We start from the raw sequence: 15,117 nt of genomic DNA, 5'->3' as shown, positions 1-15,117 counted from the left end.
ACCTACTGAACCATCGTCCTCCGGCCACGGGCGCGGCTCTCACCGAGGGGCACGGCTCCGTCGCGCTTCTCGTGGTGAGGTCGATGTCCTCGCGTTCCCCATCAGGGTCCATCAGGCTCTGGACGGCAAAATAGGCGTCAACCCTGTGTGACGACACATATACTCTCAGCTGTGGTATCGCGGTGATACCTGATCCGACTTACGATGGAAGGCATGGCTATGACGTTGCGGCTTTCCGACGAGCAGACCGACGCCCTCCGGCGGCGCGCGGAGAGAGAGGGAAGGAGCATGCAGCAGGTGGTGCTGTCGGCTGTGGACGAGTACCTGACGCGTCATTCCGATGACGAGGAGGTTCACCGGCTCGGCGTGGAGGCCGTACGCCGGTGGAAGCCCGTTCTCGACAGGCTTGCCGAATGACCCGTTACCTCACGGTGGAACAGGTTCTCGACCTCGCGGAACTGGCGATCGGGGCCACACCGGAGCTACGTGACCTGGGTCTGCTCGATTCCGCCGTGCACCGACCCCAGGCGTCGATGTTCGGGCAGGAGGCGTACCCGGACCTGTTCGTCAAAGCCGCGGCCCTGCTTCATTCGCTGGCCGCCAACCATCCGTTCGTGGACGGAAACAAGCGTGTGGCGTGGGTGGCGGCGGTCGTCTTCATGGCGTGGAACGGGAAGGCGATCGACACCGGCGATGACGAGGCCTACGACCTCGTCATCGCCGTCGCGTCGGGAAAGCTCACCGAGGTCGACGAGATCGCCGAAGTGCTCCGGAGCTTCGCCGTGCCCGCGTAGAGCGGATCACGGTCGACGCGATCGGCTGATCCGCGTCGCCGCCGTCCCCGCACGGTCGCGGACCGGTCGCGGACCGGTCGCGGACCGGCTGCGGACCGGGTACGGACGCGATCGGTCGATCCGCGTCGGCGATTACGCTGGGGCGCGTGAACGATCCTCTGGTGACACGGATGCGCGGGTTCGGCACGACCATCTTCGCCGAGATGTCGACGCTGGCCCTGCGGACGGGTTCGATCAATCTGGGGCAGGGCTTTCCCGACACCGACGGGCCCGCGGCGATGCTGGAGCGTGCGGTGTCGGCGATCCGAGAGGGCGCCAACCAGTACCCGCCGGGGCCGGGCGTGCCCGAGCTGCGCCAAGCCATCTGTGCGCACCACAAGGACCACTACGGCCTCTTCTTTGACCCCGACGGCGAGATCCTCGTCACCGTCGGCGCCACCGAGGCCGTCGCGGCGGCGATCCTGGCGCTCTGCGAGCCCGGGGACGAGGTGATCGCGTTTGAACCGTACTACGACTCCTACGCGGCCTCCGTCGCCCTCGCCGGAGCGGTGCTCCGCCCGGTCACCCTGCGCCCCGTCGAGGGCCGCTTCACTTTCGACCCCGCCGAGCTGCGCGCCGCGGCCGGACCACGCACCCGCGTGGTTCTGGTCAACTCCCCGCACAATCCCACCGGCACGGTCTTCACCCGCGCCGAGCTGGACGAGATCGCCCTGCTCTGCCAGGAGCACGATCTGATCGCCGTCACCGACGAGGTCTACGAGCACCTCACCTTCGACGGCGTCGAGCACGTCCCGCTGGCCACCCTGCCCGGAATGCGGGAGCGGACCGTGATGATCTCCTCGGCGGGCAAGACCTTCTCGGTCACCGGCTGGAAGACCGGCTGGATCTGTGGCCCGGCCGAGCTCGTCAGGGCCGCGCAGACCGTCAAGCAGTTCCTCACCTTCACCGCCGCCGCGCCCTGGCAGCTCGCCGTCGCCCACGGCCTCCGCCACGAGCTGGACTGGGTCTTTCGCCTCCGGGCCGACCTGGAGTCCAAGCGCGACCGGTTGGCGGCGGGACTGTCCGCGGCGGGCTTCGAGGTCTACCGCCCCGCGGGCACCTACTTCGTGCAGACCGACATCCGCCCCCTCGGCTTCACCGACGGCCTCGCCCTGGCCCGCGAGCTGCCGTCCCTGGCGGGCGTGGTCGCCGTCCCCACCCAGGTCTTCTACGCCCGCCCCGAGCGCGGAAGGCACTTTGTCCGCTTCGCCTTCTGCAAGAGGGATGAGGTCATCGACGAGGCGGTGAGCCGCCTGGCACGGCTCGGCGCCCTCTCCTGACGGGGGGTGGCTCGACCTGGAGACTGCCGATCGGGCATTCTGGGGGGTGACGCGACTGGCGGCAAGGGGATGGCATCAACCATCGGGGAGCTCGTAGTGGGAGTCGACCGCCTGGGCGCCCACGCCGAGAGGACACACATGTCCCAGCCCGTTCGAAACGGCTCAGAGGGCTCAGAGTCCGAGAGCGCGCCGTCCGCCCGGCTGCTTCCCGGAGGCCCGGTCGCGCAGAGCATCCTCGCCGACGTGGCCGCGCGGGCGGCCGCCCTGACCCGCGGGGGCGTCACCCCGAGCCTGGCGACGGTCCTTGTCGGCGACGACGACGCCAGCGCCGGATACATCCGGATCAAGCAGCGGCAGGCCGCCGAACTCGGTTTCGCCTCGCCGCACGAGCACCTGCCCGCGAGCGCCACCCAGGCTGATCTGCACGCGGTCATCACCGCGTTCAACGACGACCCGGCGGTGCACGGGCTGCTCGTGCAGCACCCCGTCCCCAGGCATCTCGACTACGACCGGGCCCTGCAGGTCATGGATCCCGACAAGGACGTCGACGGCATGCATCCGCTCAACATGGGGCGGCTGGCGCTGGAGCTCCCGGGTCCGCTGCCGTGCACGCCCGCCGGGATCGAGGCGCTGCTCGCCTACCATGACATCCCGGTCGCCGGTCGGGAGGTGGTCGTCCTCGGGCGCGGGGCCACGCTCGGGCGGCCCCTGTCGATCCTCCTCGCGCAGAAGCGCCCGACGGCGAACGCCGCCGTCACCGTCGTGCACACCGGGGTGAGCGACTGGCCCCGCTACACGCGCCGCGCCGACATCCTCGTCGCCGCCGCGGGTGTGCCGGGCATCGTCCAGCCCGAGCACGTCAAGCCCGGCGCCGTCGTCATCGGCGGTGGCGTGCGCTACGAGGGCAGGCGCCTGCTGCCCGACGTCGACGAGTCCTGCGCCCGGGTGGCCGGGGCCATCACGCCCAGGGTCGGCGGGGTCGGGCCCACCACCGTCGCGATGCTGTTCCGTAACGCGATCACCGCGGCCGAGCGCGCGACGGCTCCCCGCTGAGTTCCCCTGTGCCCTCCCCCTGTGGGCGAGGGCACAGGCTACATCGGCGCGGGACCGGTGAGCGCGCCGGTGCTCTCCCCCCTGCGGGCGAGGGCACCGAATAGCCGCCCCCGCGGGTACTCGCGTCCCGCGAAACGCCTGTCGTCGTGTCGCCACCCTGAAACCGATCTCTCTACGTGTACGTTCTGCTGCGGAGAGTAATCATCGAGGGTGGGTGCGCGGGGTGCGGGCTCCTTCCGGTGGCTCGCGTCGCTCTCCACTCCCGTAATCCGCAGGAAGGAGAGCATCGACGATGCGACGGAGATTCAGGGTGCTGGCGTCGGCGGCGGCGGTCACGCTCGGTTGCGCGGGGTTCGTTCCCGGTGCGGTGGCCACCTCGAGCTCGGCGTCCGCCGCCTGGGGCCCCGTCCGCAGTCACCAGAACTGGCGCTGTCTGGACGCCGATCTGGGCACCATCGGCCCGAACGGCACCAAGGTGCAGCTGTGGGGCTGTAACGGCTGGGACAACCAGTCGTGGAGCTACGACGTGTCCAGCCACACGATCCACAGCAAGGAGAACGGGCGCTGCCTGGACGCGGACCTGGGAACCATCAATGCGAACGGCACCAAGGTGCAGTTGTGGGACTGTAACGGCTGGGCCAACCAGAAGTGGATCTACGACGCGACGAGCCACACGATCTACAGCATGTACAACGGGCGCTGCCTGGACGCGGACCTGGGGACCATCGGCTCGAACGGTACCAAGGTGCAGCTGTGGAACTGCAACGGCTGGGCCAACCAGAAGTGGACGCTCTGACCGCCGTCGCTCGCGGGCGGCATGGAGACCGCATCCTGCCTGCCCGCGTGCCGGAGCCTGAGCCGGACGGGGCGCTCCCCGTCCGGAAAAGGGTGCTTCGTGCGGCTGGAGGTGCCCGGGGCCGGCGGAGAGTGGGCCGGCCCCGGGCGGTGTGAGGGTGTTCGCTACCTGCCGGCGGTGACCGGCGGGGCGGCCGGGTCGACGGCGGCGGCCGGGGCGGCGCTCTGGGCCGAGCGCAGGGGGATCTCCTTGAGCATCAGGGCGGCCACCGCGGCGAGGACCGCGACCGGGACGCCGACCAGGAAGACCGCGTTCATCGCCCGGGTGAAGGCCTCCAGGACGATCTCCAGGACCGGTGCGGGAAGCTGGTGGATGGCCTCGGGGGAGCCGAGGCCGGGAACCGCGCCGCCGCTCAGCGGCAGCTTCGCGGCCTTCGCCAGGGAGATCAGCTCCGCGGTGAGGCGGTTGGTCAGGATCGCGCCGAAGGCGGCGACGCCCACCGCGCTGCCCAGGGAGCGGAAGAACGACACGCCGGAGGTCGTCGATGCGAGGTCTGCCCTGGCCACCGCGTTCTGCGCGGCCAGGATCAGGATCTGCATGGAGGCGCCGAGCCCGACACCGAGCACCACGTTGTCGACGCCGATGAGCAGCAGCGAGCTGTCGACGTGCAGGCGTGACAGGAGGAACAGGCCGACTCCGACCAGCAGCATGCCCAGCACGGGGAAGATCTTCCATCGGCCGGTCCTGCTGACGAACCGTCCGACCGCGATCGAGGAGACCAGCAGGCCGAGCACCAGGGGAAGGGTCATCAGGCCGGAACCGGTGGGGCTCATGCCCTTGACGATCTGCAGGTACTGCGGCAGGAACATCAGCGCGCCGAACATCGCCGCGCCGACCAGCAGGGAGGCGATGGAGCTGAGCACGAAGGTGCGGTCGCGGAACAGGTGCGGGGGCAGGATCGGGTCGGCGGCCTTGCGCTCGGCGACGACGGCCAGGCCGAACATCGCCAGGCTGAGCACGCCCAGGCCGTAGGTCCACGGGGAGTTCCAGTCGAACTCGTTGCCCCCGAGGGAGAGCAGCAGCATCAGTGCGGTGGTGCCACCGGTGATGAAGGTGGCGCCCCACCAGTCGACCTTGGTGTCGGTGCGGGCGAACGGCAGCTTCAGCACCTTCTGAATGACGACGAACGCGACCACGGCCAGCGGCACGCAGAACCAGAACGTCCAGCGCCAGGACATGTTGTCCACGATGAACCCGCCGAGCAGCGGGCCGGCCACCGTCGAGAGGCCGAAGACCGCGCCGATGTAGCCGGAGTAGCGGCCGCGCTCGCGGGGTTCCACCACGTCACCGAGGATGATCTGCGGGAGCGCGGCGAGGCCGCCGGCGCCGATGCCCTGCACCGCTCTGGCGGCGATGAGCTGGCCCATGTCCTGGGAGAACCCGGCGGCGACGGAGGAGACCACGAAGACGACCAGGGCGGCCTGGAACATGAGCTTGCGGCCGTAGAGGTCGGAGAGCTTGCCCCAGATCGGGGTGGAGGCGGTCATGGTCAGCAGGGTCGCGCCGGCCACCCATGCGAGCTGGTCCTGGCCGCCGAGCGTGCCGACGATCGTCGGCAGCGCGGTTCCCACCACGGACGTCGAGATCATCGACGTCAGCATGGCGAGCATCAGTCCGGCCAGGATCTCCAGCACCTGTTTGTGGGTGAAACTCGGTGCGGCCTCGGCCCGGATCTGTTGTTCGGTCGGCATGAACCGTCCCCCAATGCGTGTAGAGTACACATTAAGTTAGTAGACGCTTGTTTACTCGTCAAATCTGGAAGGATCGCGTAGGTGGATGAGACACGGCAGCGCGACAGGGAGGGCACCTGTCGGCGCATCCTCGACGCCGCCCGCCGGTTGTTCGCCGACCTCGGCTACGAGCAGGTGACGATGCGGATGATCGCCGCCGAGGCGGATGCCAACATCGCGCTGATCAACCGCTACTTCGGCAGCAAGCGGGAGCTGTTCGCCAAGGTGCTCGCGATGCAGGGGCGCTTCCCCGGTGTCCTGGACGGCCCGGAGGAGGAGCTACCCCGCCGCCTGGCCGAGTACATCGCCGAGCGGCTCCGCTCGGACCAGGCAAGTCCGGTGCTGGCCGCGCTCATCCGGTCGTCCAACTCCCCGGAGATCCACGAGATCATCCGGGATCGGGTCAGCTCGGCGATCCTGGGACCTCTCTCGGCTCGGCTCCCCGGCCCCGACGCGGCCTTCCGGGCCACGATAGCCACCGCGCTCATCACCGGCACCGGCACGATGCACCGGCTTTACGGCCCCGACTCCGGCGACGTCCCCGACCGCGAGGCTGTGATCGCCCGGCTCACCGCGGTCTTCGAGGCATGCCTCAGGGTGTGAGGGTTCACCTCGCGGTCATGCGGCACGCCGTGCCGGGAACGTGGTCGACCTGCAGGGTCGTGTGGTCGATGTGGAAGCGCTCGTGCAGCAGCTCGGCCAGCTCGCGGCGGACCCGGTGGCAGTCGCCGCCGGGCATGACGGTCACGTGCGCGGAGAGCGCGGGAAAGCCGCTGGTCACCGTCCACACGTGCAGGTCCTCGACACCCGTCACGCCCGCGTGGGCGATGATCGCGGCGTTCACCTCGGCCGGGTTCACCCCGTCGGGGGCGGCCTCGAACAGGATGCGTCCGGCGTCGCGCAGCAGGCTGTAGGCCGCTCTGGCCATCAGGGCCGCGACGACCAGGGCGGCGATCGCGTCGGCCCGGCCCCAGCCGGTGAGCCAGACGACCGCGCCCGCGATCGCGGTGGCCACGAACGCGTACATGTCGTTGAGGATGTGCTGGAACGCGCCCTCCACGTTGAGGCTGCTCCGGTCGGCCCTGGCGATGAGCCACGCGGCGACGGCGTTGATCGCGACCCCGGCCAGGGCGGTGCCGAAGACCAGGGCTCCGGCGACCTCGGGTGGCTCGATGAGCCGCCGCACGCTCTCGTAGACGAAGTAGGCGACGAGCACCACGAACGTCAGCCCGTTGACGGCCGCGGAGAGGATCTCGGCCCGCTTCCAGCCGAAGGTGTAGGCGCCGCGGGCCGGACGGGCCGCCATCCTCATCGCCACCAGCGCGAGCGCGATGGCGCCGGCGTCGGTGAGCATGTGCCCGGCGTCGGAGATCAGCGCGATGGAGTTGGCGGCGATGCCGATGACGACCTCGACCGCCATGAAGGCGAGCAGCAGGGTGAGCGCCGCCGCGAGGTAGCGACGGTCGGCGTTCGCGCCGTGCCCGTGCCCGTGCCCGTGCCCGTGACCCATCGTAAGATCCGTTCTGCCAACATCTGAACAGTTGCTCATATATTAAGCAAGGTAAGCTTAACCCGGCAAGGCCAGGCCCTGTCCGGCCTGCGCTTCGCGCTCAACCGCCATCCATGATCACCAGGTCGCCTGCGACCATGCGAACATGTTGAGTGCCGGGCCCATCGCGGAGATCGCCGCCCTTCTCAGAGAGGACACGCAGTGAGCAGCAACCCCTTCGAGGACCCCGAGGGCGTCTACCTGGCGTTGATCAACGACGAGGGGCGGTACTCCCTCCGGCCTGTCTGGCCGGAGATCCCCGCGGGCTGGACCGTCGCCTTCGGCGAGAACTCCAAACAGGCCTGCCTGGAGCACATCGAGGCCGACTGGACCGACATGCGGCCCAACAGCCTGATCCGGGCGATGGAACAGTGAGCGGCCGAGTCCGCGGAGGAACCGCATGACCTGGCTGCGCTGCGCCTTTCCCCGCCCGGGGGCGACCACCCGGCTGTTCTGCTTCACGCACGCGGGCGGGTCGGCCACCGCCTACCGGGACTGGCCCGCGCTGCTGCCCGACTCCGTCGAGCTGCATGCCACGCAGTTGCCCGGCAGGGCCGACCGCTTCGGGGAACCGTCGCCGGAGGACATGGACACGCTGGCCGACCTGGTGACCGAGGCGATGCCGCCGCTGCTGGACCGGCGTTTCGCGCTGTTCGGGCACAGCATGGGAGCGACGCTCGCCTACGAGGTCACGCGCCGCCTGGAGGCCAGGGGAATCGCCCCGGCGCGGCTGTTCGTGTCCGGGGCGAGGGCGCCGCACGACCCCCGGGAGAGGGACGCGATCTCGGAGTACGACGACGACCGTTTCGTGGTCGAGCTGGCCAAGCTCGGCGGCACCGAGGCGGAGATCCTCTCCCACCGGTCGATGCGCGAGATCGTCCTGCCCTACGTTCGCGCCGACTTCCGCCTGGTCGAGGCATACCGCCATCGCCCGGGACCCCCGCTGCACACCCCGATCTCCGCGCTCGTCGGCGACGCGGACCCGGCGGCCACCCCGGACCAGGCCAAGTCGTGGGAGGCCCGTACGATCTCCGACTTCTCCCTCACGGTCTTTCCCGGCGACCACTTCTACCTGCAGCCGCAGCGCGCGCCGGTGGTCGGGGAGATCGTCCGGTTGCTCGCGGGGTGAACGAGCCGATCAGAGGATGAGCGCGAAGCAGTCCGGCCGAGAGGAACGTCCAGGTGCGGGCTCCGGACCGGCTCCGCCCCCGGAAGCCGCCCGGCTGGCGGATTGTGTCGAAGAGTTGGCCTTCCTTGGGCAGTGAGTGCCCATGAGACGCGGCGTGGGGGCCGTTAGCGTCAGCCTGTGGGTGAACGAGTACTTATCGCGCTCGGCGGCAACGCGATGACGGGGCCGGACGGCGGGGCCTCACCCGACGCCCAGCGTCGCGCGGTCGAGCAGGCCATGCGCCATGTCGCCGCGCTCATCGCGGACGGCCACCAGGTGACCCTCACCCACGGCAACGGCCCCCAGGTGGGCAACCTGATCCTGAAGAACCAGCTCGCCGCGCACGTCGTGCCCCCGGTGCCGCTCGACTGGTGCGGGGCACAGACGCAGGCCACCATAGGAACCCTCGTCCTCAACGCGCTCGACGGCCGCGCCGCCGTCGTGGTCACCCGCACGCTCGTCGACCCCGCCGACCCGGCCTTCCAGGACCCGGTCAAGCCGATCGGCCGCTACTTCAGCGAGGCGGAGGCCCGCCGCTTCGAGGAGCTCGGCCAGACCTGGCGCCGCTTCGACCGGGGCTGGCGCCGCGTGGTGGCCTCCCCCGAGCCGCTGGAGATCCTCGACGCCCCCGCGATCGCCGCGCTGGTGGCGGCGGGGTTCACGGTCGTGGCCGCGGGAGGCGGCGGCGTGCCCGTGGCCCGCGATGCCGGGGGGCGGTTGGGCGGGGTCGAGGCCGTGATCGACAAGGACCTGGCGGCAGCGGTGCTCGCCCGGGACGTGCGGGCCACGGTCCTGGTCATCGCGACGGACGTCCCCGCGGCCGTCGTCGGGTTCGGCACGGCCCAGGCCAGGCCCCTGGGCGCCGTCACCGCGGCCGAGTTGCGCGTACTGCACGCCGCCGGGCACTTCGCCGGCGGCAGCATGGGGCCGAAGGTCGAGGCCGCGTTGCGCTTCGTCGAGCAGGGCGGCGACCGGTCGGTGATCACCTCCCTGGAGAACATCGGGGCGGCGCTCACCGGCGAGAACGGCACCGTGGTGCGAAAGTGAACACGACGCGATTGAAAGGTGGCAGGGATGCCGGAACCCATTGAAGTGCGCAAGGTGCCCATCGAGAGCGTGACCGATGCCTCCGGGCTGGCCGGGCTCATCGACGACGGGGTGATCGAGGCGCACCGGGTGCTCGCGGTGATCGGCAAGACCGAGGGCAACGGCGGGGTGAACGACTACACCCGGATCCTGGCCGACAGGGCCTTTCGCGAGGTGCTGGAGGCCAAGGGACATCCCTCCCCCGAGAGCGTGCCGCTGGTGTGGTCGGGTGGCACCGACGGCGTGCTCAGCCCGCATGCCACGATCTTCGCCACCACGGCGAACGCCGAGCCGAGCGACGAGCCACGGGTGAGCGTCGGCATCGCGATGAGCGATGTGATCCTGCCCGAGGACATCGGCCGTCCCGCGATGGTGGAGAAGGTCGCCGCCGGAGTCCGCGAGGCCATGAAGCTCGCCGGGATCGACGACCCCGCCGACGTCCACTACGTCCAGACCAAGACCCCGCTGCTCACCCTGTCCACGATCAACGACGCCAAGTCGCGCGGCAAGGACGTGGTGATCGAGGACACCGGCCCGTCGATGGACATCTCCAACTCCACCACCGCGCTCGGTATCGCCGTCGCGCTCGGCGAGATCGAGATGCCCGCCGCCGACCAGATCCACCGCGACCTGTCGCTCTACTCCTCCGTCGCCTCGTGCTCCTCGGGCGTCGAGCTGGACCGGGCCCAGATCGTGGTCGTCGGCAACGTACGGGGCATCGGCGGCCGCTACCGGATCGGCCACTCGGTCATGAGGGACGCGCTGGACGCCGACGGCATCTGGGAGGCCATCCGCTCCAGCGGCATCGAACTGCCCGAGCGCCCCCACCCGTCCGACCTGGGCGACCGGCTGGTCAACGTCTTCATGAAGTGCGAGGCCGACCCGTCGGGCAGCGTGCGGGGCCGCCGCAACATCATGCTCGACGACTCCGACGTGCACTGGCACCGCCAGATCAAGGCCACCGTGGGCGGCGTCGCGGCCAGCGTCACCGGCGACCCGGCCGTGTTCGTCTCGGTCGCCGCGGTCCATCAGGGCCCGAGCGGCGGCGGCCCGGTGGCCGCCATCGCCGACCTCGGCTGACGGGCACGCGCTCGGGCGGGGCGGACGTCCTCCCCGAGCGTCGCCGCGGGTAGGCTCCCGGTTCGTGCCGAGTATTCCGCAGCCCTTGGTCCCCGGTGACGACGGCGCCGCCGACGCCGCCGTGACATTCGTGCTCGCCGCCTTCGCCGCGGGGGAGGCGCAGGCCGGCGAGGTCGTCGCCGCGCTGAGCGGGGCACGGCTGCTCGTGCCCGTGGTCGCCCTGCTGAAGGAGTCGGAGATCGGCGAGCACGGGTTGCGGCAGGAGAAGGAGAGCGAGATGGCTCTGCCGAAGCTCGTCGGTGCGGACGGGCGCGAGGCGGTGCTCTCCTTCACCGGGATGGAGCCGCTGCGGCGGTGGCGTCCCGACGCCCGGCCCATCCAGGCCACGATCCTTCAGGTCTGCCAGGCGGCGGTGCACGAGGACACCGCCGCCGTGGTGATCGACGTCGCGGGCCCGGTGCCCTTCGTGATCGAAGGCGCCCTGCTGCGGGCACTCGCCGCGGTCGAATCGGGCACCGTCGACCAGTTGGGCCCCGAGATCACAGTGGCACGGATGGAAGAGATCGCCGAGCCTCCCAGACGTCGGCGGTTCGGTTGGCCACCGCGTGGACGAGGTTGATCGTCGGAATCACCGGGGCGATCACGGCGACGAACCCGCCGAAGTCGCGCTCGAAGACCAGGGCGAGGATCACGGCGGTCACTTCGAGCCCCGGGATCCCCGGCGGGACCGGGGTTCGCGGATTATGGTCGCTCCGTGAGCGAGTACGCCGAGTGGGCACACCGGCCCCCCAGTCCTCCCCGGACCATTAGGCACCTCCGGACCGTCAGGTACCTCCGGGTCTTTGGGGCGGTGGTGGTCTCGTGAGTTTCACGGCGGCGCCGACGCTCCTCCCGGTCCTGGCGGCGGCCGCGTCAGGAGCGGTGATCGGGCTGTGGACGCGGCGCGTGGTGGCCCGCCACTCGGTGCCCGACGGGGAGCGGACCGGGCGGACCGGGCGGGCCCGGCCGGTGGCGGGGGCCGTGGAGGTGGCCACCGCGGTGGTGCTGGCCGCTCTCGCGCTGCGGGCGCTGTGGTCCGGCGTGCCCGCCGGGACGGCGATCACAGTGGCCGGGAGGGCGGCGGAACTGCTCGCCTTCGGGGGGCTGGCGGTGGTCGCCGTCGCCCTGTCCTTCGTCGACGCCGCCGTCCACCGGCTGCCCGACCGGCTCACCCTGGCCGCCTACCTGGGGACCGCCGCACCGCTCGCCGGGTCGGCCCTCGTCGACGGCCGCCTCGGAGATCTGCTCGGCGCGGGGCTGGGTGGACTCGCCCTGGCGGGCTTCTACCTGGTGCTGCTCCTGGTCAACCCGGAGGGAATGGGGCTGGGCGACGTCAAGTTCGCGGCGAGCCTGGGCACCGCCCTCGGCTGGCTGGGCTGGGACACCCTGGTCGCCGGGACCTTCCTGGGCCTGGTGTCCGGAGGCGTCTACGGGGCCGCCCTGATGGTCCTGCGCCGCGCGGGCCGCAAGAGCGAGATCCCCTTCGGCCCCTTCATGGCCGTCGGCACCCTCGCTGCGGTCCTCGCCGCGCTCTGACCACCGGCCTGGGGGCGCCGGCGGATGTCTCAGTAGGTGAACCGGGGCCATTCCAGTGGGCGACACGTGGAAGACTTGTCAGCATGTTGCGTTGGTTGACCGCCGGAGAGTCCCACGGCCCCGAACTCGTCGCGATCCTGGAGGGCCTGCCCGCCGGGGTGGAGGTGACCACGGCCCAGCTGGACGAGGCGCTGCGCCGCCGCCGCCTCGGTTACGGCCGCGGGGCGCGAATGAAGTTCGAGCAGGACGTCGTCACCATCGTGGGCGGTGTCCGCCACGGCCGCACGCTGGGCAGTCCCGTCGCCATCCGGGTGGGCAACACCGAGTGGCCCAAGTGGGAGACGGTCATGGCAGCCGACCCCGTCGACCCGGCCTTGCTGGAGGGGCAGGCGCGCAACGCGCCACGTTCCCGCCCCCGTCCCGGCCACGCCGACCTCGCGGGCATGCAGAAGTACGGCTTCGACGACGCCCGCCCGGTGCTCGACCGGGCCAGCGCACGCGAGACCGCCGCCCGCGTCGCGCTCGGCCAGGTGGCGCGGAGCTTCCTCAAGCAGGCCCTCGGCGTCGACATCGTCAGCCACGTCGTCTCGATCGGCGGGGCGGCGGCCACCCCCGGTGTCATCCCCGGCCCCGGCGACTCAGCGGTGATCGACGCCGACCCGGTGCGCTGCGCCGACCCGGACGGCAGCGCGGCGATGGTCGCCGAGATCGACAAGGCGCACAAGGACGGCGACACCCTTGGCGGCGTCGTCGAGGTGGTCGCCTACGGCCTGCCGCCGGGCCTGGGCAGCTACACCCACTGGGACCGCCGTCTTGACGCCCGCCTCGCGGCCGGGCTGATGGGCATCCAGGCGATCAAGGGCGTCGCCGTCGGCGACGGCTTCGAGACGGCCCGCCGTCCCGGTTCCCTGGCCCATGACGAGATCGAGAACACCGAGGACGGTATCCGCCGGATCACCAACCGGGCCGGTGGTGTCGAGGGCGGCATGACCAACGGCGAGCCGCTGCGTGTCAGCGCGGCGATGAAGCCGATCTCCACGGTCCCCAGGGCGCTGGCCACCGTCGACGTGCTGACCGGCGAGGCCGCCAAGGCCCACCACGAGCGCTCGGACGTGTGCGCGGTCCCGGCCGCCGCGATCGTCGCCGAGGCGATGGTGGCGCTGATCCTGGCCGATGCGGCGATCGAGAAGTTCGGCGGAGACTCCGTCGAGGAGGTCGCCCGCAACCTGTCCGGCTACCTCTCTTCGTTGGTGATCAAGTGAGCGGGCGCCAGGCCGGTGGAGCCCTCGGTGCTCCGGCCGGCGAGCCGCGGTGCAAGGAGGCCGGATGAGTCCCCGAGTAGTGCTGATCGGACCCCCGGGATCGGGCAAGTCGACCATCGGACAACTCCTGGCCGGCCGGCTCGGGGTCGTCTTCCGTGACACCGACACCGACGTTGAGCTCACGGTGGGCAAACCGGTGAGCGACATCTTCATCGAGGACGGCGAGGAGTTCTTCCGCGAACTGGAGGCCGACGCCGTGCGGCGGGCGCTGGCCGAGCACGACGGCGTGCTCTCCCTCGGCGGCGGCGCGATCCTCACCGAGGCCACGTGCGAGCTGCTGGCCGGGCATCCGGTGGTCTACCTGGAGGTCGGTCTCTCCAACGCCGTCCAGAGGGTGGGCCTGGCCTCGGCGCGGCCGCTGCTCGTGCTGAACCCGCGCAGCCAGCTGAAGAAACTGATGGACGCCCGCCGCCCCGTCTACGAGAAGCTGGCCCGGTTCGTCGTGGTGACCGACGAGCGCGAGCCCGGCCAGATCGTCGACGAGATCGTGAGGAGCCTGTAGCCGTGACGATCTCCAGGATCAAGGTCGGTGGCGAGAGCCCGTACGACGTGGTGGTCGGCGCCGGAGTGCTCGGCGAGCTGCCGGGCCTGCTCGGGCCGGGGGTCCGCACCGTCGCCGTGATCCACCCCGAGAGCCTGCCGGAGATCGCCCACCCGGTCTGCGGCGTGATCGAGGCGGCCGGGTACGAGGTGGTCCCGTTGCCGGTGCCCGACGCCGAGCGCGCCAAGACCGTCGAGGTGGTCGCGGAGCTCTGGTCGGCCTTTGGCCGTGCGGGCGTCACCCGCTCCGACGCCGTGGTCGGTGTCGGCGGGGGAGCGACCACCGACCTGGCGGGGTTCGCCGCCGCCACCTGGCTGCGCGGCGTCAAGGTGGTGCAGGTGCCGACGACACTGCTCGGCATGGTCGACGCGGCCGTGGGTGGCAAGACCGGTATCAACACCCCCGAGGGCAAGAACCTGGTCGGATCGTTCCATCCGCCGGCAGGTGTCCTGTGCGACCTGGCCACCCTGGTCTCGGTGCCCCGCGACGACTACGTGGGCGGCCTCGCGGAGATCATCAAGGGTGGTTTCATCGCGGACCCGGAGATCCTCGTCCTCATCGAGGACGATCCCGAGGGGGCCAAGGTCCCCGAGGGGCGGCACACCCGCGAGCTGATCGAGCGCAAGATCCAGATCAAGGCCGACGTGGTCGGCGCCGACCTGCGCGAGGGCGGCCTGCGGGAGATCCTCAACTACGGCCACACCCTGGCCCACGCCATCGAGCGCGTCGAGCGGTACCGGATGCGGCACGGCGAGGCCGTCGCGATCGGCATGGTCTACGCGGCCGAGCTGTCCCATCTGGACGGCAGGATCGGCGCCGACCTCGTGGAACGGACCAGGTCCATTCTGACCTCGGTCGGGCTGCCCACCGCCTACCGCCGTGAGGCCTGGCCCGAGCTCCGGGACCACATGCGCCTCGACAAGAAGAGCCGCGGCGCCACGCTGCGCTTCATCCTCCTGGACGGCCTGGCGAAGGTGTCCCCGCTGTCCGATCCCTCGGAGGATCTTCTCGAAGCCGCCTACCGGAAGATCGCCCGGTGAGCTT

17 protein-coding genes and 1 riboswitch are annotated in these 15,117 nt (G+C 70.9%); of the genes, 15 read left to right on the top strand and 2 right to left on the bottom strand.

Translation table 11 applies throughout. The annotated features are described in order from the left end of the window. Positions 1-213 precede the first annotated feature (213 nt). The 5 genes from OG884_RS02955 to OG884_RS02935 all read left to right on the top strand — a co-directional run bounded on the left by OG884_RS02955 (position 214) and on the right by OG884_RS02935 (position 3,962). Positions 214-417: a FitA-like ribbon-helix-helix domain-containing protein gene (locus OG884_RS02955; protein WP_326641851.1), complete on the top strand. Its 204-nt coding sequence runs from the start codon at positions 214-216 to the stop codon at positions 415-417. Beyond that, positions 414-794, top strand: coding sequence for a type II toxin-antitoxin system death-on-curing family toxin (locus tag OG884_RS02950; protein ID WP_326641850.1), 381 nt, complete (start codon positions 414-416; stop codon positions 792-794). The genes OG884_RS02955 and OG884_RS02950 overlap by 4 nt, the downstream gene beginning before the upstream one ends. A 146-nt stretch (positions 795-940) precedes the next feature. Further along, positions 941-2,113, top strand: a complete 1,173-nt coding sequence (locus OG884_RS02945; protein ID WP_326641849.1) for a pyridoxal phosphate-dependent aminotransferase — start codon at positions 941-943, stop codon at positions 2,111-2,113. 41 nt (positions 2,114-2,154) lie between these two features. Next, positions 2,155-2,237: riboswitch (ZMP/ZTP riboswitch) on the top strand. Positions 2,238-2,251: 14 nt separating this feature from the next. Beyond that, positions 2,252-3,166: a bifunctional 5,10-methylenetetrahydrofolate dehydrogenase/5,10-methenyltetrahydrofolate cyclohydrolase gene (locus tag OG884_RS02940; protein WP_326641848.1), complete on the top strand. Its 915-nt coding sequence runs from the start codon at positions 2,252-2,254 to the stop codon at positions 3,164-3,166. Positions 3,167-3,458: 292 nt separating this feature from the next. After that, entirely contained in the window at positions 3,459-3,962 is a 504-nt protein-coding gene (locus tag OG884_RS02935; protein WP_326641846.1) for an RICIN domain-containing protein, read from the top strand. Positions 3,963-4,126: 164 nt separating this feature from the next. On the opposite strand, the gene OG884_RS02930 is transcribed toward OG884_RS02935, so the two are convergent. After that, positions 4,127-5,713, bottom strand: coding sequence for an MDR family MFS transporter (locus OG884_RS02930; RefSeq protein WP_326641844.1), 1,587 nt, complete (start codon positions 5,711-5,713; stop codon positions 4,127-4,129). Positions 5,714-5,794: 81 nt separating this feature from the next. On the opposite strand from OG884_RS02930, the gene OG884_RS02925 reads away from it, so the two are divergent. Beyond that, positions 5,795-6,355, top strand: a complete 561-nt coding sequence (locus tag OG884_RS02925) for a TetR/AcrR family transcriptional regulator (protein ID WP_326641843.1) — start codon at positions 5,795-5,797, stop codon at positions 6,353-6,355. Between the two features lie 4 nt (positions 6,356-6,359). Here the strand turns inward: OG884_RS02925 and OG884_RS02920 are convergent, their stop codons facing one another. Next, positions 6,360-7,262, bottom strand: a complete 903-nt coding sequence (locus OG884_RS02920) for a cation diffusion facilitator family transporter (protein WP_326641842.1) — start codon at positions 7,260-7,262, stop codon at positions 6,360-6,362. 201 nt (positions 7,263-7,463) lie between these two features. Between OG884_RS02920 and OG884_RS02915 the strand changes: the two genes are divergently transcribed. The 9 genes from OG884_RS02915 to aroB all read left to right on the top strand — a co-directional run bounded on the left by OG884_RS02915 (position 7,464) and on the right by aroB (position 15,113). After that, on the top strand, positions 7,464-7,676 hold the full coding sequence (locus OG884_RS02915) for an MbtH family protein (protein WP_326641841.1): 213 nt from the start codon (positions 7,464-7,466) through the stop codon (positions 7,674-7,676). 25 nt (positions 7,677-7,701) lie between these two features. Next, positions 7,702-8,430, top strand: a complete 729-nt coding sequence (locus OG884_RS02910) for a thioesterase II family protein (RefSeq protein WP_326641839.1) — start codon at positions 7,702-7,704, stop codon at positions 8,428-8,430. A gap of 177 nt (positions 8,431-8,607) precedes the next feature. Further along, complete coding sequence (locus OG884_RS02905; protein ID WP_326641838.1) at positions 8,608-9,516, top strand: carbamate kinase; 909 nt, start codon at positions 8,608-8,610, stop codon at positions 9,514-9,516. 27 nt (positions 9,517-9,543) lie between these two features. After that, complete coding sequence (locus tag OG884_RS02900) at positions 9,544-10,635, top strand: ring-opening amidohydrolase (protein WP_326641837.1); 1,092 nt, start codon at positions 9,544-9,546, stop codon at positions 10,633-10,635. Between the two features lie 64 nt (positions 10,636-10,699). Continuing rightward, the gene (locus OG884_RS02895) at positions 10,700-11,254 is read left to right on the top strand and encodes an SseB family protein (RefSeq protein WP_326641836.1); all 555 of its coding nucleotides are present in this window, start codon (positions 10,700-10,702) and stop codon (positions 11,252-11,254) included. 242 nt (positions 11,255-11,496) lie between these two features. Further along, positions 11,497-12,210: a prepilin peptidase gene (locus OG884_RS02890; RefSeq protein WP_326641834.1), complete on the top strand. Its 714-nt coding sequence runs from the start codon at positions 11,497-11,499 to the stop codon at positions 12,208-12,210. A gap of 83 nt (positions 12,211-12,293) precedes the next feature. Further along, a complete protein-coding gene (gene aroC, locus OG884_RS02885) occupies positions 12,294-13,472 on the top strand; it encodes a chorismate synthase (RefSeq protein WP_326641832.1) in 1,179 nt (392 codons plus the stop codon). Positions 13,473-13,536: 64 nt separating this feature from the next. Continuing rightward, the gene (locus OG884_RS02880) at positions 13,537-14,034 is read left to right on the top strand and encodes a shikimate kinase (protein ID WP_326641830.1); all 498 of its coding nucleotides are present in this window, start codon (positions 13,537-13,539) and stop codon (positions 14,032-14,034) included. Positions 14,035-14,036: 2 nt separating this feature from the next. After that, positions 14,037-15,113 carry a 3-dehydroquinate synthase gene (gene aroB, locus OG884_RS02875; RefSeq protein WP_326641828.1) on the top strand — a complete coding sequence of 359 codons (1,077 nt, stop codon included), beginning with the start codon at positions 14,037-14,039 and terminating at the stop codon, positions 15,111-15,113. The last annotated feature ends 4 nt before the right edge of the window (positions 15,114-15,117 follow it).

Origin of the sequence: Streptosporangium sp. NBC_01755, from assembly GCF_035917995.1 — a bacterium.
In the GTDB taxonomy this organism is placed as follows: domain Bacteria; phylum Actinomycetota; class Actinomycetes; order Streptosporangiales; family Streptosporangiaceae; genus Streptosporangium.
This window is presented reverse-complemented; position numbering and strand designations above follow the sequence as displayed.

What these genes read in the sequence shown, in the direction of transcription:
- OG884_RS02930 (WP_326641844.1), bottom strand. Translation starts at nt 5,713, where the DNA reads ATGCCGACCGAACAACAGATCCGGGCCGAGGCCGCACCGAGTTTCACC.
- OG884_RS02935 (WP_326641846.1), top strand. Translation starts at nt 3,459, where the DNA reads ATGCGACGGAGATTCAGGGTGCTGGCGTCGGCGGCGGCGGTCACGCTC.
- OG884_RS02940 (WP_326641848.1), top strand. Translation starts at nt 2,252, where the DNA reads ATGTCCCAGCCCGTTCGAAACGGCTCAGAGGGCTCAGAGTCCGAGAGC.
- OG884_RS02910 (WP_326641839.1), top strand. Translation starts at nt 7,702, where the DNA reads ATGACCTGGCTGCGCTGCGCCTTTCCCCGCCCGGGGGCGACCACCCGG.
- OG884_RS02900 (WP_326641837.1), top strand. Translation starts at nt 9,544, where the DNA reads ATGCCGGAACCCATTGAAGTGCGCAAGGTGCCCATCGAGAGCGTGACC.
- OG884_RS02880 (WP_326641830.1), top strand. Translation starts at nt 13,537, where the DNA reads ATGAGTCCCCGAGTAGTGCTGATCGGACCCCCGGGATCGGGCAAGTCG.
- aroC (WP_326641832.1), top strand. Translation starts at nt 12,294, where the DNA reads ATGTTGCGTTGGTTGACCGCCGGAGAGTCCCACGGCCCCGAACTCGTC.
- OG884_RS02920 (WP_326641842.1), bottom strand. Translation starts at nt 7,262, where the DNA reads ATGGGTCACGGGCACGGGCACGGGCACGGGCACGGCGCGAACGCCGAC.
- OG884_RS02950 (WP_326641850.1), top strand. Translation starts at nt 414, where the DNA reads ATGACCCGTTACCTCACGGTGGAACAGGTTCTCGACCTCGCGGAACTG.
- OG884_RS02955 (WP_326641851.1), top strand. Translation starts at nt 214, where the DNA reads ATGGCTATGACGTTGCGGCTTTCCGACGAGCAGACCGACGCCCTCCGG.